Below are 20,367 nucleotides of genomic sequence, written 5' to 3'. Positions count from 1 at the left end.
AATCATCCATGGAAATCAACCTTTTGATTCTGTTTCTTGCCCTCCTGGCGGACCGTTATGTCGGCGATCCCGACTGGTTGTGGCAGCGGGTGCCGCATCCCGTCGTGCTGTTCGGCAAGGCCATCGCCTTCATCGACAAGCGTTTCAACAGGGCCGGGCATACCGAGGAGGAAAAGCGCCGCAACGGTTTTCTCGCCATGCTCGTCCTCCTGCTTGCCGCCGCTGGTATCGGCGTGCTGATCCATTGGGCGCTGACGATGATTCCGCCGTTCGGCGGGCTGATCGAAGCCCTGATCGTCGCGGTATTCCTGGCGCAGAAAAGCCTGGGCGAGCACGTCGCACGGGTTGCCGATGCGCTGCGCAATGACGGGCTGGTGGGTGCGCGCCGTGCCGTGTCGATGATTGTCGGGCGTGATCCGCAAGTGCTCGACGAGGCGGCCATCACGCGCGCTGCGATTGAAAGCCTTGCCGAAAACACGTCAGACGGGATCATTGCCCCGGCGTTCTGGTTTGCGCTGCTCGGCCTGCCGGGGCTTCTCGCCTACAAGATGCTGAACACGGCGGATTCGATGATCGGTCATCTCAATGACCGCCATCGCGACTTTGGCCGGTTCGCCGCCAAGCTGGATGATGTCGCCAACTGGATCCCGGCGCGCCTGACCGGATTGCTGATCGCTGCGGCCGCGTGGATCGTGCATGGCGGAAAAGCCGCAGCCCGTTCGTTCGACGTGATGATGCGCGATGCGCGGCTGCATCGCTCGCCCAATGCGGGTTGGCCCGAGGCGGCCATGGCCGGGGCCATCGATGTCGCGCTTGCCGGACCGCGCATCTATGGCGGCGTGGTTGCCAACGAGCCGATGCTCAACGGATCAGGCCATCGCGATGCCGGTGCCGCGCACATCGATGCGGCGCTGCGCGTCTACAGCGTTGCAACCGCGCTTTTCATGGGCGTGCTGCTGGTGTTGTTCTTTCTTGGGCTGTTTTAGCCCTGCTCGGTGATCCTGCGGGCGAGGGCCTTGTGCAGGTCGGGTGAGGCGCGGACCAGTGCTCGGCCGGCCTCCGACAGCGGCTGGCGCAGGATTTCCTCGGTCTTGCCGCGCTCGACGATCTTTCCCTCGGACATGACCATGACCGTATCCGTGATGGCCCGCGCCACGGCAAGATCGTGGGTGATGAACAGGTAGGCGATGCCCAGCCGGTCGTTGAGGTCGGCGAAGAGATCGAGAATCTGCGCGCGGATCGACACATCGAGGGCGGACACCGGCTCGTCGGCGACAATAAGTTTCGGCTCGGTGATGATGGCGCGGGCAATGGCGAGCCGCTGGCGCTGGCCGCCGGAAAACTCATGCGGATATTTGTCCTTGTCGGCGCGCGGGATGCCGACCCGCTCCAGTGCGCGGTGCACCCGGTCGCGCCGCTCGCCGTCGGACAGTTCGCGGTCGAGCAGATAAAGCGGCTCCGCGATCAGACGCTCGGCCTTGTGGCGCGGATTGAAGGAACCGTAGGGGTCCTGAAACACCACCTGCATGTTGCGCCGCACCGGGCGCAGATCGTCCGGCGCCAGCTTGTCGATGCGCCGCCCGGCGAAATGAATCTGGCCGTCAGTCGGCCGGTCAAGCGCCAGAACCATGCGGGCGAGGGTGGACTTGCCGCAGCCGGACCGCCCGACAAGGGCCGTGGACTGCCCCGGCTTGATATCGAAAGTGACGTCGTCCACCGCCCGGAAATCCGGATCGCGGCCGAACAATCCCTTGCGGCGGCCCGGATAGGTGCGCGTGAGGTTGCGGATCGCCAGTAATGGGCCATCCGGGGTTGCCTGGGTCGGGTGATGCGCGGTGCGCTCCGGTACATGCATGGAGGCCTGTGCCAGCTGGCGCGTATAGGGATGCGTCTGCTCGCTCAGGATCTGCGTGGTTTCGCCGGTGTCCATGACCTCGCCATGCCGCAGCACGGTAATCGAATGGGCCATGCCCGCGACCACGGCGAGGTCGTGGCTGATCAGCAGGAGGCCCATCCGTTCCTCGTCGACGAGGCTTTGCAGTAGGTCGAGAATTTGCGCCTGCAGGACGACATCGAGCGCGGTGGTGGGTTCGTCGGCAATCAGCAGGCGGGGTTTGAGCGCACAGGCAATGGCGATCACCACGCGCTGGCGCTGGCCGCCGGACAGTTCATGCGGATAGCGGCTGAGGGGAAATGTTGTCGAGGGCAGGCCGACCCGGTCGAGTATGGCGCGCGTCTGCTCCTCGGCGATGGCGCGGGTTGCGCCGCTATGCAGCCTGATGCCTTCGGCCACCTGTTCGCCGATTGTCTTGACCGGGTTGAGGGCGGTCATCGGCTCCTGAAACACCATGCCGATCTCGTTGCCGCGCAGGCGGCACATCTCCGCTTCGCTGGCTGTGAGCAGATCCCTGCCGCCGAAGTTGATTTGCCCGCCGGTGCGCGCGCCGCCCGGCAGCAGCTTCATGATGCTCAGCGCCGTCATGGATTTGCCCGAACCGGATTCGCCGACAAGCGCGCGGATTTCACCTGTCCTCACCGAAAGGTCGATGCCTTTCAGCGCCTCGAACGCGCCGATGCGCAGGGTCAGTTTGCTGATTTCAAGCAGGTTCATGACCGCTCCCGCCGCATTTTCGGGTCGAGAACATCGCGCAGGCCATCGCCGAGAAGATTGAGTCCGAGCACGGTGATGACGATGGCAAGGCCGGGATAAAGCGCCATGTGCGGCGCCAGGCTGATCATGGTCTGCGCCTCGAACAGCATCCGCCCCCAGCTGGGCATCGGCGGCTGCGAGCCGAGGCCGACATAGGACAGGCCCGCTTCGGCCAGAATGCCGAGGGAGAACTGGATGGTGCCCTGCACCACAAGAATGTTCATCATGTTGGGCAGGATGTGCTCGATGGTGATGAGCAGGCTGCTCTTGCCCGCTGCGCGGGCGGCCAGAATATATTCGCGAGGCCACAGCGACAGCGCCGCGCCGCGGGCGACGCGGGCGAAGACCGGAATGTTGAAAATGCCGATGGCGATGATGGCGTTGATCGCGCCGGGGCCGAACACGGCGGTGATCATGACGGCGGAGAGCAGGGCCGGGAAGGCGAAGACGAGATCGTTGAAGCGCATCAGGGCTTCATCGATCATGCCGCCCCTTGCTGCCGCCCACAGGCCGAGCGGTACACCGATGCCGGCGCCGATCACAACAGACACGAAGGCCACGGCGATGGAGTTGCGGCTGCCGACCATGATCATCGACAGGATATCGCGGCCGAAATGGTCCGTGCCGAGCCAATGGGCCGAGGACGACGGTTTCAGCTTGCCGAGAATGTCGAAGGAGCCGACGGCATAGGGTGTCCAGACGAAGGACAGCGCCGCCATCAATGCCAGCAGGACCGTGATCGTCAGGCCGATGACGAAGGACCGGTTGGAAAAGGCCTTCGAGATATTGGCCTGCCATTCCGTGGGCGCGCTCATGAGCGGCCCCGCAAGCGCGGATCGACCAGCGCATAGGAGAGATCGACCAGAAGATTGACGAGGATGACCGTGGCGACCAGCAGCATGACGACGCCCTGGACCACGATGAGATCGCGCTGGGTGATCGCCTGGAACACCAGACGGCCGAGGCCAGGCAGGTAGAAGACATTCTCGATGATGATCGTACCCGCCAGCAGAAAGGCGAACTGCAGGCCGAGAATGGTCAGGACCGGAATCAGGGCGTTGCGCAGGGCGTGCCGGTACAGCACCTTGCGGCGGGTGAGGCCCTTGGCGCGGGCCGTGCGGATATAGTCCTCGCCAAGCACGTCGAGCAGAGCCGAGCGGGTGACGCGGGCAAGGATGGCGGCCTGCGGCAGGCCAAGCGCGATGGAGGGCAGAATCAGCGATTTGAACCCGGCCCAGACACCGGCATTCCAGCCGGGAAAGCCACCCGCCGGAACGAGGCGCAGGCTGACGGCGAAGACATAGACCAGCAGCAGCGCGAACCAGAAATTGGGAATGGCAACGCCGACCTGCGCAATCGCCATCGTGCCGCTGTCAGCCATCGTGCCGCGCCGCGACGCGGAAAACAGGCCGACGGGAATGGCGATGATTGTCGACAGAAACAGCGAAATCAGGGCCAGCGGCAGAGAAACGGCAATGCGTTCGGTGATGAGGTTCAGGACGGGAACCGAATAGGTATAGGATTTGCCGAAATCTCCGACGAGGAGCCCGCCGATCCAGCTGGCATAGCGGACGAGCAGGGGCTGATCGAGCCCCATCTGCTGCTGCAGGGCCCGCACGGCTTCCTCGGTGGCGTTCATGCCGAGCATCAGCCGCGCCGGATCCCCGGGCACGACCTCCAGCACGATGAACACGACGACGGAAGCGGCCAAAAGCGTGAGGATGCCGATCAGGATCCGCTTCGACACGTAATTCAGCATGGAAGACGGGGATACTCACCCCCCTCTGTCCTGTCGGACATCTCCCCCACAAGGGGGGAGATCACATCGACATGAACGCTTTCGCACAACAGGAGCCGTTTCAGATTTTGCAAAGACGGCAATGTAGGCTGATCTCCCCCCTTGTGGGGGAGATGGGCGGCAGCCCAGAGGGGGGTGAAAGAACCCAGATACATCAACCTATCATTCCGCCCATTTCACTGCCGTCAGGTCATTGGCCGGTATGGGTCCGTTTTCCCACAGTCCTTCGACCTTGGCATCCCAGATGCCGGTTTTCGGCAGCTGGAAGAGAAAGGCGACCGGGGCGTCGGCAGCCAGAATTTTTTGCGCCTGCTGGTAGAGTTCGGTGCGCTTGGCCTTATCGGAGGTCGCCTCGATCTGCTTGATCACCTCACGGAAGGCCGGGCTGGTGTAGTTGAAATAGTAATTGTCGCGGGCGAAGATGTTGAGGTCGTTCGGCTCGGTGTGCGACACGATGGTCATGTCGTAATCCCTGCCTTTGAACACCTGTTCGAGCCACTGCGCCCATTCCACCGGAATGATTTCCGCTTCGATGCCGATTTCACGCAATTCCGCGGCAATGATCTCGCCGCCGCGGCGGGCATAGACGGGAGGCGGCAGTTTCAGCGTGGTCTTGAAGCCGTTGGGATGGCCGGTCTCCGCCAGCAGTTTCTTCGACAGTGCCGGATCGTAGGCGGACTCTCCAGTCAGGTCGATATAGGCGGGGTGGTGCGGCGGGAAAAACGAGCCGATGGGCGTTCCCAGGCCGAACATGGCGCCGTCGATCAGGGTCTTGCGATCGATGGCGTGGCCGATCGCCTGCCTGACCTTGAGATTGTCGAAGGGCGGCTTCTGATTGTTCATGCCAAGGACGGTCTCGCCCTCCGTGGTGCCGATGACCACCTTGAAGCGCGGATCGGCCTGAAACTGCGGCACGGCCTCATAACTCGGGAACACAGGGAACGCCTGCACGTCGCCGGCAAGCAGTGCTGCCGTCGCGGCGGCCGGATCGGGGATGATGCGGAACGTCGCCTTATCAAGGGCAACCGGCGTGCCCCAGTAGGCTGGGTTTTTCGAAATGACGATCTGCGAGCCCTTCGCCCAGGTGTCGAATTTGAAAGGCCCGGTGCCGACGGGCTTTTCCTTGTTGGTGTCGGCGCTTTCCGGCGCGACGATGACTGCGGCGGCCCAACCCATATTGTAGAGGAAATCGCCATTGGGCTGTTTGAGCGTGACCTTGACGGTCAGAGGATCGACGACCTCCACCGTATCGATGGCCGCGAACAGCGGCTTTTGCGGGTTGACGGATTTTTCGTCGCGCGCCCGGTCGAGCGAGAATTTGACATCCTGCGCGTCGAAGGCCGTGCCATCGTGGAATTTCACGTCCTTGTGCAGCTTGAAGGTATAGATCTTGCCGTCGTCCGACACGGTCCAGCTCTCGGCAAGGGCTGGCAGAACCTCGCCCTTGGCATTGATGCGTGTCAGCCCCTCGAACACATTGGCGTAGACCACTTCGCCGATCGCCGTGGCTGCACCGGCAGTCGGATCGAGGTGCGGCGGTTCCAAGACGACGCCCAGCACGAGGTCGGTTTTGGCAGCAAGGGATGCGGTGGCGGAAAGCAGGACAAGCGCGCTGGCCGCAAGGGCCGACTTCCAGAATTTGTTCATTCAACGTCTCCCAAGGACTTTGCCGTAAACCCCGTGCAGATCAGCACATTTTTGTTTTGAGAACCATGCCTAGATTGAGCCGGACAGCAGAACTTTCAGGCCGAGCGCCATGACCTTTGCCGACTCGACCATGTCCTCGATGCCCACATATTCGTCGGGCCGGTGGGCGAGGTCGAGAATACCCGGCCCGTAGGCGATGCAGTCATGCAGCAGGCCGATGCGGGCGATGTGCTTCTGGTCATAGGTGCCGGGCGAAATGACATATTCCGGCTCCTTGCCGAACACGTCGCGTATGCCCTGTGCAACGGCGGTGACCACAGGTGCATCACGCTCGGTCATCAGCGGCTGCACCTCCATGATGTCGCGGATGTTGTAGTGGAATTTCGGCCGTTCCCATTGCAGCCGGTCGAGGATCGACGTCACCTCGCGCTTGACCTCGGTGATGTCTTCTTCAAGCAGGAAACGCCGGTCGATGGTCAGGCGGCAGGAATCCGGCACGTTGGGCGAGGGCAGGCCGGAATAGTCATCGGTCTGGCCGCCATGAATGGAATTGATGTTCATGGTGGAGCGCTTGGCGCCTTCCGGCACCACGGGCATGCGGGTCTGCTTCTTGTCGAGCGCCGGAAACAGTTCCTTTTCGAAGGCGTCGAGCACCGCGCCCATGTGGCGCACGGCGCAATCGCCGAGAAACGGCATGGAGCCATGGGCAATCTCGCCCTTGGTCTCGATCTCGGCCCACCAGACGCCGCGATGGCCGAGGCAGATGCGGTCCTTGTTCAGCGGTTCGGGAATGATGACGTGGTCGACGCGCGGTTTTGAGAAAAAGCCCTTGCTGGCGAGATAGGCGACGCCGCCGAAACCGCCGGATTCCTCGTCCACCGTGCCCGAAATCTCGATGGAACCGGCAAAGTCGGGATAGACTTCAAGAAAGGCTTCGGCGGCGATGATCGAAGCGGCAAGCCCGCCCTTCATGTCGCAGGCGCCGCGCCCGTAGACTTTCCCGTCTTTTACCACGCCCTCGAACGGGTCGACCGTCCAGCCTTCGCCCGCGTCGACCACGTCGATATGCGAATTGAAATGTACGGTCTGGCCATGCGTCCGGCCATCGAAACGCGCGACGATATTGGTGCGCGGATAGCGGTCCGTGTCGCCGGGCGTGCCTTCACCGCGAATCAGCTGGGTCTCGAAACCGCTCTTCTTCAACCGTTGCGCGATAAATTCGGCGCAGGGCGTATAGGCTTCACCCGGCGGATTGACCGTGGGAAAGCGTATGAGATCACGGGTCAGCGCGACAAGATCGTCACGGCGTTTTTCAATGGCATGGGAGAGTTTTTCATCCATTGGTATATCAAATCAGGCCATGTCCTGATTTGGCAAGAGGCAACTTCTTGGCAGTAGCATCGCGGCGATTTCTCTGTGCAATGTCGCTTGTGTGTTTGGTGGATTGGAATTGTTCTTATAAAACAGGGATTCTGTGACAAGCGAGGCAATCACCCCATGCAAACCGAACCGTACATTGCCCTGTCGGCGCCGGTGGGGGATACGATCGCCAAGACAACCTGCTACATGTGCGCCTGCCGCTGCGGCATCAACGTGCATCTGAAGGACGGCAAGGTCCGCTACATCGAAGGCAACCGCGATCACCCGATCAACAAGGGGGTGCTGTGCGCCAAGGGTTCGGCCGGAATCATGCAGCATTATTCGCCGGCGCGGCTGCGGGCGCCGCTGCTGCGCACCGGCCCGCGCGGCTCGGGCGAATTCAAGGAAATCAGCTGGGAGGAGGCGCTGTCGCTTGCCGTCGACTGGCTGCAGCCGGTGCGTGAGACCGCGCCGCAGAAGTTGGCCTTCTTCACCGGCCGCGACCAGTCGCAGGCCCTGACCAGTTTCTGGGCGCAGAATTTCGGCACGCCCAACTACGCCGCCCATGGCGGCTTCTGTTCCGTCAACATGGCGGCGGCGGGCATCTACACGATCGGCGGCGCATTCTGGGAATTCGGGGCGCCGGACTGGGACAAGACGAAACTGTTCGTGCTGTTCGGGGTCGCCGAGGATCATGATTCCAACCCGATCAAGATGGGTATTTCCAAGCTGAAGCAGAACGGCGCGCGGTTCGTTTCGGTCAATCCGGTGCGCACGGGCTATTCCGCGGTGGCCGACAACTGGATCGGCATCCGCCCCGGTACGGACGGGCTGCTGATCCTCGCCATCATTCACGAACTGTTCCGCAACGGCCAGATCGATCTCGATTATCTCCAGCGCTACACCAATGCGCCGTGGCTGGTGATTGACGACGAGGGCAAGGAGGATCACGGCCTGTTCCTGCGTGACGATCTCGGCAAGGCGCTGGTGCGTGACCGCAAAACGGGTGCGCTGGTGCGTTTTGACGAGCCGGGCCATGTTGCCGATCTCAACGCCGATTTCACCACGGATGACGGCCGCAAAGTGCGCAGTGTCCTACGGTTGATGGCGGAAAAGTACCTTGATCCGCAATACGCGCCCGATGCCGTCGCTGCTGAAACCGGCATATCGGCAGCGACCATCAAAGGGCTGGCTGCGGAAATCGCGCGGGTGGCGTTCGAGGAGGAGATCATCCTCAACCAGCCATGGACCGACATGAAGGGCGAGCAGCACGATGTGATGATCGGCCGCCCGGTGACTTTTCATGCCATGCGCGGTATCTCGGCCCATTCCAACGGTTTTCAATCGGCGCGGGCATTGCACGTGCTGCAGACCATCATCGGCTCCATCGATTGCCCCGGCGGCTATCGCTACAAGCCACCCTATCCGAAACCGGCCACAGCGCACCCGCGCCCGCACGGCCGGGCGGAGCACGTGACGCCGGGCAAGCCGCTGGCCGGGCCGCATCTCGGCTATCCGCTTGGGCCGGAAGACCTGCTGGTCGATGCGGATGGCAAGCCGCAGCGCATCGACAAGGCGTTTTCGTGGGAAGCGCCGCTGTCGGCGCACGGCATGATGCATATGGTGATCGCCAATGCCCATGTGGGCGATCCCTATCCGGTGGAGGTGCTGTTCCTCTACATGGCGAACATGGCGTGGAATTCGTCGATGAACACGCGCGGCACCATCAAAATGCTGGAAGCGCGCGACGAAGCGACCGGCGAATACAAGATTCCAAAAATCATCTATTCCGATGCCTATTCCTCGGAGATGGTCGCCTATGCCGATCTGGTGCTGCCCGATACGACCTATCTTGAGCGGCATGATTGCATCTCGCTGCTCGACCGGCCCATTTCCGAGCCGGAAGCCGCCTGTGATGCCATCCGCTGGCCTGTGCTGGAGCCGGACCGCAATGTGCGCGGCTTCCAGTCGGTGTTGATCGATCTCGGTGCACGGCTGAAATTGCCGGGTTTCGTCGATGAACAGGGCGGTGCGCTCTACAAGGATTATGCCGATTACATCGTCAATCACCAGCGCAAGCCGGGCATCGGTCCGCTGTCCGGCTGGCGCGATGCGGATGGGGCGGGCGAGGGGCGCGGAACGCCGAACCCGGACCAGCTGAAAAACTACATCGGCAATGGCGCCTTCTGGATGAAGCACATCCCGGAAGAGGCGCTGTATTTCAAGCACCACAATGCCGCCTACCAGCAGTTCGCCATCGATACCGGCTTTTTCGATACGCCGCAGCCGGTGACGATCCAGCTCTATGTGGAGACGCTGCAAAAATTCCGCCTGTCGGCGCTGGGCACCCGCCAGCCGGTTGCGCCGGAACAATACCGGCAGCGGCTGCTCGAATGTTTCGATCCGCTGCCCCTGTGGTACCGGCCGTTCGAGGAACAGGGCGTCGATACCGAGGCTTTCCCCTACCATGCGATCACGCAGCGCCCCATGGCGATGTATCATTCCTGGGGATCGCAGAATGCGTGGCTGCGGCAGATCCACACCAAGAACCCGCTCTATGTGCTCGGCGGCATTTGCGACGCGCTGGGGCTGAAGGATGGTGACTGGGTCTGGGTGACGTCGCATCACGGCCGCATCAAATGCGAGATCGCGCGCACCGAGGCGGTGAACGGCAGGACCATGTGGACCTGGAATGCCATCGGCAAGCGCAGCGGCGCCTGGGCGCTCGACAAGCATGCCCCGGAGGCGACCAAGGGTTTTCTGCTCAACCATCTCATCCATGAACTGCTGCCGCCGAAAGCCGATGGCATGCGCTGGTCGAATTCCGATCCGATCACCGGGCAGGCGGCCTGGTACGACTTGCGCGTGCAGATCGAGAAAGCGGAGGCGGGTGAGGCGGTGAGCGAGCCGCATTTCCCGACGCTGCACCGGCCCGGCAGCCAGCCGGAACCGGTGGATCAATTACGCTACGGACAGGAGTGGACGGCATGACCAGCCTGCCGCAAACCCGCAGTGCCAAGAAGCTCGGCCTCGTCATTGATCTCGATGTATGCGTCGGCTGCCATGCCTGCGTCATCAGCTGCAAGGAGTGGAACACCGGCGCCTATGGCAACGCGCTGTCGGACCAGCATCCCTACGGCGACGATGTTTCCGGCACCTTTCTTAACCGCATTCACAGTTTTGAGGTGGTGCCGGACGGCGGGCAGGTGATCGGCGAGGCGGGCGATGCGCGGGTAGTGCATTTTCCGAAATCCTGCCTGCACTGCGAAGACGCGCCTTGTGTGACCGTCTGTCCGACCGGTGCATCGTACAAGCGTGCCGAAGATGGCATTGTGCTTGTCGACGAGGACAAGTGCATCGGTTGTGGTCTGTGTGCCTGGTCCTGCGCCTATGGGGCACGCGAAATGGACCTGGCGGCCGGGGTGATGAAGAAATGCACGCTGTGCGTCGACCGGATCTACAATGAAACCCTGCAGCAGGAGGACCGGGTGCCGTCCTGCGTGCGCACATGCCCGGCCAATGCCCGCCATTACGGCGATCTCGGTGATCCCACGTCCGACGTGTCGGTGATGGTGGCGGAACGGGGCGGTTTTGACCTGATGCCGGAGCAGGCGACGCGGCCGACCAACAAATATCTGCCGCCACGCGCCCGCACATCGCTGGCCAGCGCCGCGCCGATGATTCCTTTGGCTGAGAACACCGAAGGTGCGCGCGGCTTCTTTGCCTGGCTCGACAAAACGCTGGACCGGATTTGAACATGCATTTGTTTTTTGACACCCCGAGGATGCACTGAATGCATCCGGCCTATTCGATCATCATCTTCACCACGCTGTCGGGTCTTGGCTATGGCCTTGCCGTCATGCTGGGGCTGGGATTTCTCGATCCGTCGGCATTGCCGACCAAAATCGCTTATGTGACAGCCCTCGCGCTGATCAGCATCGGGCTCCTGGCATCGCTCCTGCATCTCGGCAACCCGCAGCGGGCATGGCGGGCACTGAGCCAATGGCGGTCGAGCTGGCTATCGCGCGAAGGCGTGATGGCGATTGCCACCTTCGTTCCGCTGACGTCGAACGCTGCTCTCTGTCTCTTCATGAACCGGCAGGATGGCATTCTTGGCCTGATCACCGTGCTCGGCGCGCTGGTTACGGTCTATTGCACCTCGATGATCTATGCATCGCTGAAAACCGTGGATTCCTGGCATACCCGGCTGACACCGCTCTGCTTCCTGCTGTTTTCCCTGGCGGGCGGGGCGCTGCTGGCATCCGGTTTCGCCAGACAGAACGGATTGCCGCTGCACCTCCTGGCATTGCTGCTTCTGCTATTGGCACTTGTGGCAAAGATGGTCTGGCGCAAGCGGGCAAGGACGCTGGTCCCGCTGTCGACGCCGGAAAGCGCCACCGGGTTGGGCGGTATCGGCACAGTGCGGCTGCTCGAACGCCCGCACGCGCTGGACAACTATCTCACCCGGGAAATGGGATTTCGCGTTGCGCGCAAACACGCTGAAAAACTCTGGGCCATCGCCTTTGTCAGCGGCATTCTGCTGCCGGTTCTGGCGCTACTGACGGCGATGGCTGTCGGCGGTGTTCTTGGCCTCTGCCTGATGATCATTGCCGTTCTCACGCACCTCGTCGGCCTGTTCGTCGAGCGCTGGCTGTTCTTCGCCGAGGCGAAACATGCGGTGATGAATTATTATTGACGGCGCGAGCGGCATCAGCCGCTCACTTAGGCATTCCAGCGCTTGTGGAACCACATCCATTGGCCGGGATATTCCCGTACCCAGGTTTCGACCTTGTCATTGACCAGCTGAACCGTGCGGGCGATGTCGACCGCGCCGGTTTCGTCGCGCGGCAGTTCCATTTTTTCTTCCAGCTCCAGCCGGAAGCGGCCGCCGGGCAGGCGGACGCAGCGCGCGGGATAGACATCGCAATCATACTGCCGTGCCAGCTTGGCCAGAAGCGGATTGGTCTTGCAGGGGCGGTTGAAGAAGGTCGAGGCAACGCCGCGGTGGAATTTCTGGTCGACCAGCATGCCGACATTGCCGTTGGTGTTGAGAACGCTGGCCAGAGACCATGCAGCACCCGCCTTGGACGGCACGAGGTGGCCCATATTGGTGCGGCGCGCGCTGAGGATTTTCTTCGCGACATAGGGATTGTTCGGCGGGCGGAACAGCGCGGTGACGTTGAGATCGAACGTCGCGGCGCAGATCGGCAGCAGCTCGAAATTGCCGGAATGGGCCGTGAAGAAGATATGCGGGCGGTCGCTCTCGTCGCGGATGCGCTCAAAGATTTCCCGGCCCTGCACTTCGATCAGGCCCGGCGTGTCGCTGTGCGGGTCATAATCGAAGATTGCATCGAGAAAGACATATTCCGCGGTGAGGCGGGCCATGCTGCTCCACATGTCGCGGGCGATCAGCTGCAGTTCTTCTTCGGATTTTTCCGGATAGGCCATGCGCAGATTAGTCATGGCGACGCGATGACGCCCCATGAGCGGGCCTATGCGGCGTGCCGAAGCATCGATGAAATTCGTTGCCGCCTTCGCCGGCAGCAGCCGCAGGAGGAACAGCACGCCGAAAATCGCATGCGCCGACAGCCAGTAGTTGAATGTCTTCAGCTTCTGGCCCCAGCGGAACAGGGCAAGTTTGAATTTCAGATTCATGCGCGGCTCAGTTGACGCGCAGGATGATCTTGCCGAAGACGTCCCGGCCTTCCATCCGCTTCAATGCCGTATCGATGTCGTCGAAACCGACTTCCGTGTCGATGACCGGATGGACCAGACCGCGCGCCATCTTCTGCATGGCATCGGCCATGTTCTCCATGCGGCAGCCAAAGGAGCCGAGCAGCTTCAGCTGCTGCTGGAACAGCATCATCAGGTTCATGCTGGTGGAAACGCCCGAGGTCGAGCCGCAGGTCACCAGCCTTCCGCCGCGCCGCAGCGACAGCATGGACCCGGCCCAGGTATCGGCACCGACATGTTCGAAGACGACGTCAACGCCCTTCTTCTTGGTCAGCTTGCGCACGACGCCTTCAAAGCGGTCTTCGCGGTAGTTGATGACGTGGTCGGCGCCGAGCGCCTTGGCTCTTTCGATCTTTTCGTCGGAGCCGACGGTGGTGATGACCGTGCAGCCGATTTTTTTGGCCAGCTGGATCGCCGCCGAACCGATGCCGGAACCGCCCGCATGCACGAGAATGGTCTCGCCGGGTTCGAGTTTGGCATTGTCGAACAGCATGTGCTCGACCGTGCCGAACGTGACGGGGGCAACAGCTGCGCCGATCTCGTCAACGCCGGGAGGGGCGGGAACCAGCAGGCGGGCTTTGAGATTTACTTTTTCCTGGGCAAAGCCATCGAGATGGAAGCCGTGTACGCCGGAGACATGCTCGCAGAGATTGTCGCGGCCTTCGCGGCAGGGGCGGCACAGTCCGCAGGTCTGCGCCCCGTAGATCGACACGAGCTGCCCGGGCAGGAGATTGGCAACGCCGGGGCCGATGGCATCGACCACGCCGGATGCTTCCGCGCCGATGGTCAGCGGCATCTTGCGCTTGGCAAAAGCCATGCCGCGCCAGCCCCAGACGTCGATGTGGTTGAGAGCGACAGCCCTGATATTGACCGTTACTTCACCGGGGCCGGGCGGGGGCGGGGGTGCAATGTCGACAATCTCGAGCTTGCGGTCTTCGATCAGCTGTAATGCGCGCATATTATCCGTTTTCCTTTTCGGAGAGGGATTAGTGCGGTTCTGCCGTCATGACAAGACACGTATTTTGCCCGCCGAAACCAAAAGAGCTGGAAAGCACGGCGGAGACGCTGGCTTCACGCTTCACATTGGGCACCACATCGAGCACGATGGCGGGATCGGGATTGTCATAGTTGATCGTCGGCGGGATGGTTCCCGTCCCGATGGTCAGCATCGAGAACACGGCTTCAATCGCACCGGCAGCCGTCAGCGTGTGGCCGATCATCGACTTGTTGGACGAGAGCGGCAGTGTGGAAATGCGCTCACCGAAGACGGTCGAGAGCGCGAGATATTCCATCTTGTCGTTCTCGGGTGTCGAGGTGCCATGCGCGTTGATGTAGTTGATCGCGTCTTCCTTGATGCCCGCATCGTCAAGCGCTGCACGCACCGCGCCGATGGCCGGCGAGCCGTCGGGCTTCGACCGGGTACGATGGAAATCGTCGGCCTTTTCGCCGCAGCCGCGCATGATGCCGAGAATCTTGGCGCCGCGCGCGACGGCTGATTCCAGCGATTCCATGACAAGCGCGCCGGAACCTTCGGCCATGACAAAACCGTCGCGATCTTTTGAGAAGGGCTTTGCCGCCTTGTGGGCCGGATTGTTCTGGGTGGATAGCGCCGACAGCAGGGAGAAGCGGACCAGCGCTTCTGCGGAAACCGAACCGTCCGTGCCGATGGACAGGACGCGGTCGCTTTCGCCGCGCCGGATGGCCTCGACGCCGAGCTGAATGGCGGTGGCGCCCGATGCACAGGCGGTCGACAGCGTGATCGGCAGGCCGCGCGTGCCGAACGTGTCGGCAAGGCGCTCGGCGATATAGCCGAATTCGGTGGTGTGGAACATGGCTTCCTGCGTTCCGCGGCGGCAGGCGGCGAGAAGCAGGTCATAGCCCGGCTCGCCCTCGCTCTTCACCAATGCGTCGAGCGCGAAGCGGTTGCGCCATTCGAGTTCCACCGGCGGCGCGGCGAGAAACAGCGGTCCGCCGAAATTCTCCGTGTCGAAACCGGCCTGCGCGATGGCTTCCTCGGCGGCAAGCGAGGCCAGTTTTTCCGACAACGCCGACGCGCCTTCGTCGCTCTCCTTGAGGAAATCCACGGTGCCGGCGATCTGCGTGCGCAGATTGTCGAGGGCAAAGCGGGTGATCGTGTGAATGCCCGATGTGCCCGAAGTCAGTGCGGCCCAGTTATCCTGCTTGCCCTGTCCGAGCGAGGAGACAACGCCAAGACCGGTGACGGCAACGAGCGGGCGGCCAAGATGGTCAGTGTATTTGGACATGTGCCAATCTCTCAAACTTTGACGAGGCGAGCGACGCCTTCGCCCCGGGTTGCGCCGATCGAGGTCGCCAGTGCCGTATCGAGACCGCCGGAAGCGGCCTTTTCATGCTTTGCATCGATGGGCGGGAACGCTGCCCCATGAAACAGGCTGAGGGCTGCGAGGCCGACGGCAAGCGGGAACTGCGCTTCGCGCAGATGGCCGATCCTGCCGGCAACGCCGCGCACAGCGGCGGAGGCAAACACATCGAGCGCGGCCTTTTCCGTTGCGGTGATGCCGTGCGCACCGGTTGCGCCGGATACGATCAGCCCGGCAGGCCTGTCGGCGCTGGCGGCACCGACCAGCTTGGCAATGGTTTCCTTCAGGTCTTCGCGCTTGCGGCGGATCTGCGCGCTGTAGATGCCGTCAATGGCCGCATAGACGCGGGCGCCGCGCTTGGCCGCATGCTCGGCGCTTTCCAGAACGAGGAATGCGCCGCCGGAACCGGTGACGATGCCGCCGCCAGGCGTGCCTTCACGCTGCCAGAGCGGTGCCCAGCCGTCGGTCTTCAGCATGCCGTTGAGCTCGTAGCCGAGCAGCATGTCGGGATGTTCGGAATTGTAGGAGCCGCCGACGAGCGCATGCGTGCTCTGGCCGGAGCGGATGCGGGCCGCAGCCGTATCGAGAGCGGAAATGCCGGCGCCTTCTTCGCCCATGAATGTGCGCGATGAGCCGGTCACTTTGTGGACGATTGAAATATTGCCGGCGAGCAGGTTGGACAACTGCGCCAGGAACAGGGTGGGGCGCAGTTCCGTCGTCAGCTTTTCATTCAGCATGGTGCCGAGATCGTTGCGCACACGCGCTTCGGCCAGAATCTGGGTGTCGACGGTGACATCGCGCTCGCCGCCACCGGCGGCAACGACCATGTCCATGGTCGAGCAGAGCGCTTCATTGTCCTTGATCCCGGCATCCTGGAGGGCGAGGCCGGCGGCATAGGTTCCCAGGCGCTGCCAGGTCTCCATCTGCCGCTGATCGCCGCGCTTCGGGATCTGGTTGTTCCAGTCGACCTCACCGAGCGGGTGAACCGTATAGGGCTTGAACGTCTCGCTATCGACGCGCGGACCGGCGGAACCGTTCAGTGCCTGCCAATGGGCATCGGCGCCTTCACCCAGGGATGAAATCAGTCCGATGCCAGTGATAACGACGGTGTTGTTCTGCATTGTCTCGCAACACCGCTTATACGGTGCACCCGGTTAGGTGGATGGTACCACTAGAATGGATTTCCAGAAATCAGGCCTTCTTGGCGGCGACGAGTTCGTCGATCTTGGCGCACAGGTTCTTCAACACGAAATATTCCTCGGTCGGAACCTTGCCGTCATTGACTTCCTGCGTCCACTGCTCGAGCGGGATCTTGATACCGAAGGCCTTGTCGATGGCAAAAACGATGTCGAGGAAGTCAAGGCTATCGATGCCGAGATCGTCAATCGTGTGGCTTTCCGGCGTGATGGAATCGCGGTCGATTTCACTGGTTTCAGCGATGATATCGGCGACCTTGTCGAATGTTGAGGTCAATTCAGTTTCCTTTTGCTTCCGGTGCCTCGTAAAGGCACTGATGTCTGATGACGCGGTATCTAGCGTTTTTCACGGCCAAGGGAAAGACCGAATTGCCCTATCCCTTGTTACTCCAGCATATTCCGCCGTCAGTCGAAAATGATCCTGCCCGCAATATGAACCGTTTCACCCGCTGCGGGAGGCGAGACCACCACCGCTTCCGTCGGGCGCGGAACAATGCCGGTCAGTGCGGTTATATTGGCACGGTCGGTCATCATTACCAGATTGCCGGAACTTTTGAATTCCGCGATCATGGCGCGAATCTGGTCAATCTGCGATTGTTTTCCCGCGTCGTCATCCGCCAAAGGTCCAAGCGCGCTGACAATTTCCATGGGCGCTGCGCCGAAGGCCAGCCGGGCGGTTTCCTGCGCGTTGCAGACGGGGCTGCTCAGAACCTTGTCGATTCGCACCGACTTTGCGGCAAAGCGGGCGCCGAGCTTCTGCGCCAGCTGATGACCGCGGTCGGACAGCGTGCGGACCTGCGTGCAGTCGGTGGAAGTGTCCGTGGAGGGGCTCAAACTGCCCGACGCATCGGCGCCCTGCAGCAGGACGGTATAGCCGCCGCGCGTCAGCCTGGCCCAGGCTGCATCGGTCGCCAATGCCGTTGGAATGGATAGGAATACGCCCAGAACGAGCGAGAGTGCCGGAAGGACGTAAAATCGCGAATGCTTCAACATTCAATCTCCTTAGCAGCGCAGATGGGGTTTTGGCCAAAAAAAATAAAGTGAAGAACTTCGATTGCCTTGCGCAGGCACTGCCGCGGGCCTATTGCGGAGACAATGGGTCTCGTTCAAACAATCATCGTGGTTTTTGGAGTGATTGCCGTGGCTTATGCCGCAGCGCACTTCAAGCTGCTCGATGAACGGGTGGGCGACGGGCTTTCCGAATTTGTTTTCATGATCGCCGCTCCCCTGCTGCTGTTCCGCACCATGGTGACTGCGGATTTCCACGGTTCGGCCCCGTGGGGCCTGTGGGCCGCCTATTTCATCGGGCTTGCCGTCGCCTGGGCGCTGTCCGATCTGGCGATCAAGGTGATCTTTGGCCGGGATAATCGCGCCGGTGTCGTTGCCGGGGTTTCCGGCGCCTTTTCCAATCTCGTATTCCTCGGCATGCCGCTCATGCTCGGGGTCTATGGTCAGGACGGGTTTGCCATCCTGTCGCTGATCGTTGCCGTTCACATGCCGAGCGTCATGGCCGCCTCGATCACCCTGCACGAGATCGCCCTGCGGCGGGACGGCGTGTTCCAGGGAGAGGGGAGCCTGCGCACGGTCATCGTGTCGTTTTTCCGCAGCCTCCTGCGCAATCCCTTCGTTCTCGGCATTCTCGCGGGATGGCTGTGGCGCTCGACCGGCCTGCACCTGCCGTCCGTCGTCGATTCCCTGGTGCAACTCCTGGGGAGTGTCGCCGGACCGGTGGCGCTGTTCGCCATGGGCATGGGCTTGAAGAAGTTCGGCATATCCGGCCATCTCGCCGCGTCGCTGGTCATCGCGACGATCAAGCTCTTCGTCATGCCTGCGGTCGTGCTGGGGCTCGCGCTGGCCATCGGCCTGCCGCCGTTCACCGCCAAGATCGCCGTGGTATCGGCAGCACTGCCGGCAGGCGTGAATTCGTACCTCATAGCAACAAAATTCCGGACCGCCGAGGCCCTGGCTTCCAACTCGATGGTCATCGCGACGGCGCTGTCGGCGGTGACGATGGTGTTCTGGGTCACGATAGCGACGCACTTCTTCGGATAGGGAAGGTTGTTGCAGCTTTGACGAAAAAGGAGCAGGGTGACGGCCACGGGCGCCACTCCGGGCTGCCTTTTACGGAACTCACAAAATCAGTGGACCAAACGCTCCGCCTTACATTTCAGGGAGAAACATGATGTTGCAGAAATCCAGCCAGTTCATGAAACAGGCCAATCTGATCAATGGCGAATGGGTGGCCGCAGATTCCGGCAAGACGATTGACGTCATCAACCCCGCAACCGGCCTGAAGATCGGCACCGTTCCCAATTCCGGCAAGGCGGAAACGCGGCGCGCCATCAACGCCGCCGCCGAAGCCTTCAAGACATGGCGCAAGACATCCGTGCTCGAACGCTCCAAGCTGATGCGCAAGCTGCACGACGCCCTCCTCGACAATCAGGACGCGCTGGCCGAGCTTCTGACGCTGGAGCAGGGCAAGTCGCTGACCGAAGCCAAGGGCGAGATCGGCATGTCGGCGGCCTATATCCTCTGGTATGCGGAAGAGGCGCGCCGCACCTATGGCGACGTGGTGCCGTCGCCGTGGGCCGACCGGCGCATTCTCGTGACGAAAGAGCCGCTTGGCGTCATTGGCGCGATCACGCCATGGAATTTCCCGTCCTCGATGCTTGCCCGCAAGATCGGCCCGGCGCTGGCGTCCGGCTGCACGGCCGTGGTCAAGCCGGCAACGCAGACACCCTATTCCGGCCTGGTGTGGGGTGCGCTGTGCGAAGAGGTCGGCATTCCCAAGGGTGTCGTGAACATTCTCACCGGTTCGGCCTCGGAAATCGGCGGCGAGATCACCAGCAATCCGCTGGTGCGCAAGATCACCTTCACCGGATCGACGGAAATCGGCAAGATCCTGATCAAGCAGGCGGCCGACACCGTGAAGAAGGTGTCGATGGAACTGGGCGGCAATGCGCCGTTCATCGTGTTCAACGATGCGGATCTGAACCGCGCCGTGGACGGTGCGATCGCGGCCAAATTCCGCAATTCCGGCCAGACCTGTGTGTGCACCAACCGTTTCCTCGTGCAGTCCGGCATCTACGACGCCTTCGTCGAGAAATTCGCGGCGGCAACGGACAAGCTGAAGGTCGGCAACGGTCTCGATGCGGGGACGCAGCAGGGGCCGCTGATCGACGACAAGGCTGTTGCCAAGGTCGAGGAATTCATTGCCGACGCCAAAGGGAAGGGTGGCAGGATTGTCACCGGCGGCAAGCGCCATGCGCTCGGCGGCAGCTTCTTCGAACCGACGGTGATCGGCGATGCCACGCCCGACATGCTCTTCACCACGGAAGAGATTTTCGGCCCTGTCGCGCCCATCTACAAATTCGAGACGGAACAGGAAGCGATCGATCTGGCCAACAACACCCAGTTCGGCCTTGCCTCCTACTTCTACACGCAGGACCTTGGCCGGGTGTTCCGGGTTTCGGAAGGCCTGAAATACGGCATGGTCGGCGTCAATGAAGGCATGATCACCACGGTGGAAGCACCGTTTGGCGGCCTGAAGGAATCCGGTCTCGGCAAGGAAGGCGGACATCAGGGTATCGAAGACTATCTCGACACCAAATATATCTGCGTCGGCGGCCTGGGGCTGTAAGTTTG

17 protein-coding genes are annotated in these 20,367 nt (G+C 62.0%); 6 read left to right on the top strand and 11 right to left on the bottom strand.

The window, feature by feature from the left end; translation table 11 throughout:
• Positions 1 to 8 precede the first annotated feature (8 nt).
• On the top strand, positions 9 to 986 hold the full coding sequence (gene cbiB, locus ACP7B1_RS11075) for an adenosylcobinamide-phosphate synthase CbiB (RefSeq protein WP_346305485.1): 978 nt from the start codon (positions 9 to 11) through the stop codon (positions 984 to 986).
• On the opposite strand, the gene ACP7B1_RS11070 is transcribed toward cbiB, so the two are convergent.
• The 5 genes from ACP7B1_RS11070 to ACP7B1_RS11050 form a co-directional block, all read right to left on the bottom strand.
• Positions 983 to 2,611 (bottom strand): dipeptide ABC transporter ATP-binding protein, encoded by a 1,629-nt coding sequence (locus ACP7B1_RS11070; protein ID WP_346305484.1) that lies wholly within the window; start codon positions 2,609 to 2,611, stop codon positions 983 to 985. The genes cbiB and ACP7B1_RS11070 overlap by 4 nt on opposite strands.
• Positions 2,608 to 3,465, bottom strand: coding sequence for an ABC transporter permease (locus tag ACP7B1_RS11065; protein ID WP_346305483.1), 858 nt, complete (start codon positions 3,463 to 3,465; stop codon positions 2,608 to 2,610). The genes ACP7B1_RS11070 and ACP7B1_RS11065 overlap by 4 nt, the downstream gene beginning before the upstream one ends.
• Positions 3,462 to 4,409, bottom strand: a complete 948-nt coding sequence (locus tag ACP7B1_RS11060; protein ID WP_346305482.1) for an ABC transporter permease — start codon at positions 4,407 to 4,409, stop codon at positions 3,462 to 3,464. The genes ACP7B1_RS11065 and ACP7B1_RS11060 overlap by 4 nt, the downstream gene beginning before the upstream one ends.
• A gap of 201 nt (positions 4,410 to 4,610) precedes the next feature.
• Positions 4,611 to 6,095, bottom strand: a complete 1,485-nt coding sequence (locus ACP7B1_RS11055) for an ABC transporter substrate-binding protein (protein WP_346305481.1) — start codon at positions 6,093 to 6,095, stop codon at positions 4,611 to 4,613.
• A 69-nt stretch (positions 6,096 to 6,164) separates the two neighbouring features.
• A complete protein-coding gene (locus ACP7B1_RS11050) occupies positions 6,165 to 7,436 on the bottom strand; it encodes an acetylornithine deacetylase/succinyl-diaminopimelate desuccinylase family protein (protein ID WP_346305480.1) in 1,272 nt (423 codons plus the stop codon).
• A 156-nt stretch (positions 7,437 to 7,592) separates the two neighbouring features.
• Between ACP7B1_RS11050 and ACP7B1_RS11045 the strand changes: the two genes are divergently transcribed.
• The 3 genes from ACP7B1_RS11045 to ACP7B1_RS11035 are packed head-to-tail and all read left to right on the top strand — an operon-like array spanning position 7,593 to position 12,150.
• Positions 7,593 to 10,445 (top strand): molybdopterin oxidoreductase family protein, encoded by a 2,853-nt coding sequence (locus tag ACP7B1_RS11045; protein ID WP_346305479.1) that lies wholly within the window; start codon positions 7,593 to 7,595, stop codon positions 10,443 to 10,445.
• On the top strand, positions 10,442 to 11,209 hold the full coding sequence (locus ACP7B1_RS11040) for a 4Fe-4S dicluster domain-containing protein (RefSeq protein ID WP_346305478.1): 768 nt from the start codon (positions 10,442 to 10,444) through the stop codon (positions 11,207 to 11,209). The genes ACP7B1_RS11045 and ACP7B1_RS11040 overlap by 4 nt, the downstream gene beginning before the upstream one ends.
• Before the next feature lie 38 nt (positions 11,210 to 11,247).
• Positions 11,248 to 12,150 (top strand): dimethyl sulfoxide reductase anchor subunit family protein, encoded by a 903-nt coding sequence (locus ACP7B1_RS11035; RefSeq protein WP_346305477.1) that lies wholly within the window; start codon positions 11,248 to 11,250, stop codon positions 12,148 to 12,150.
• Positions 12,151 to 12,176: 26 nt separating this feature from the next.
• On the opposite strand, the gene ACP7B1_RS11030 is transcribed toward ACP7B1_RS11035, so the two are convergent.
• The 6 genes from ACP7B1_RS11030 to ACP7B1_RS11005 form a co-directional block, all read right to left on the bottom strand.
• The gene (locus tag ACP7B1_RS11030; protein WP_288192545.1) at positions 12,177 to 13,109 is read right to left on the bottom strand and encodes a lipid A biosynthesis lauroyl acyltransferase; all 933 of its coding nucleotides are present in this window, start codon (positions 13,107 to 13,109) and stop codon (positions 12,177 to 12,179) included.
• 7 nt (positions 13,110 to 13,116) lie between these two features.
• Positions 13,117 to 14,145 carry a zinc-binding dehydrogenase gene (locus ACP7B1_RS11025; RefSeq protein ID WP_105732330.1) on the bottom strand — a complete coding sequence of 343 codons (1,029 nt, stop codon included), beginning with the start codon at positions 14,143 to 14,145 and terminating at the stop codon, positions 13,117 to 13,119.
• Positions 14,146 to 14,173: 28 nt separating this feature from the next.
• Positions 14,174 to 15,451, bottom strand: a complete 1,278-nt coding sequence (locus tag ACP7B1_RS11020; RefSeq protein WP_346305476.1) for a beta-ketoacyl-ACP synthase — start codon at positions 15,449 to 15,451, stop codon at positions 14,174 to 14,176.
• A gap of 11 nt (positions 15,452 to 15,462) precedes the next feature.
• On the bottom strand, positions 15,463 to 16,647 hold the full coding sequence (locus ACP7B1_RS11015; protein ID WP_346305475.1) for a beta-ketoacyl-ACP synthase: 1,185 nt from the start codon (positions 16,645 to 16,647) through the stop codon (positions 15,463 to 15,465).
• Between the two features lie 70 nt (positions 16,648 to 16,717).
• Positions 16,718 to 16,999 carry an acyl carrier protein gene (locus ACP7B1_RS11010; protein WP_105732333.1) on the bottom strand — a complete coding sequence of 94 codons (282 nt, stop codon included), beginning with the start codon at positions 16,997 to 16,999 and terminating at the stop codon, positions 16,718 to 16,720.
• Between the two features lie 128 nt (positions 17,000 to 17,127).
• The gene (locus tag ACP7B1_RS11005; RefSeq protein ID WP_346305474.1) at positions 17,128 to 17,715 is read right to left on the bottom strand and encodes a histidine phosphatase family protein; all 588 of its coding nucleotides are present in this window, start codon (positions 17,713 to 17,715) and stop codon (positions 17,128 to 17,130) included.
• 102 nt (positions 17,716 to 17,817) lie between these two features.
• Between ACP7B1_RS11005 and ACP7B1_RS11000 the strand changes: the two genes are divergently transcribed.
• Positions 17,818 to 18,774, top strand: a complete 957-nt coding sequence (locus ACP7B1_RS11000) for an AEC family transporter (RefSeq protein WP_346305473.1) — start codon at positions 17,818 to 17,820, stop codon at positions 18,772 to 18,774.
• Positions 18,775 to 18,904: 130 nt separating this feature from the next.
• The gene (locus ACP7B1_RS10995; RefSeq protein WP_346305472.1) at positions 18,905 to 20,362 is read left to right on the top strand and encodes an NAD-dependent succinate-semialdehyde dehydrogenase; all 1,458 of its coding nucleotides are present in this window, start codon (positions 18,905 to 18,907) and stop codon (positions 20,360 to 20,362) included.
• The last annotated feature ends 5 nt before the right edge of the window (positions 20,363 to 20,367 follow it).

Origin of the sequence: Phyllobacterium sp. SL163, assembly GCF_049896885.1 — a bacterium.
Taxonomy (GTDB): Bacteria; Pseudomonadota; Alphaproteobacteria; order Rhizobiales; family Rhizobiaceae; genus Phyllobacterium; species Phyllobacterium calauticae.
Note: the sequence above shows the minus strand (reverse complement) of the source record. Positions and strands in the feature narration are given on the sequence as shown.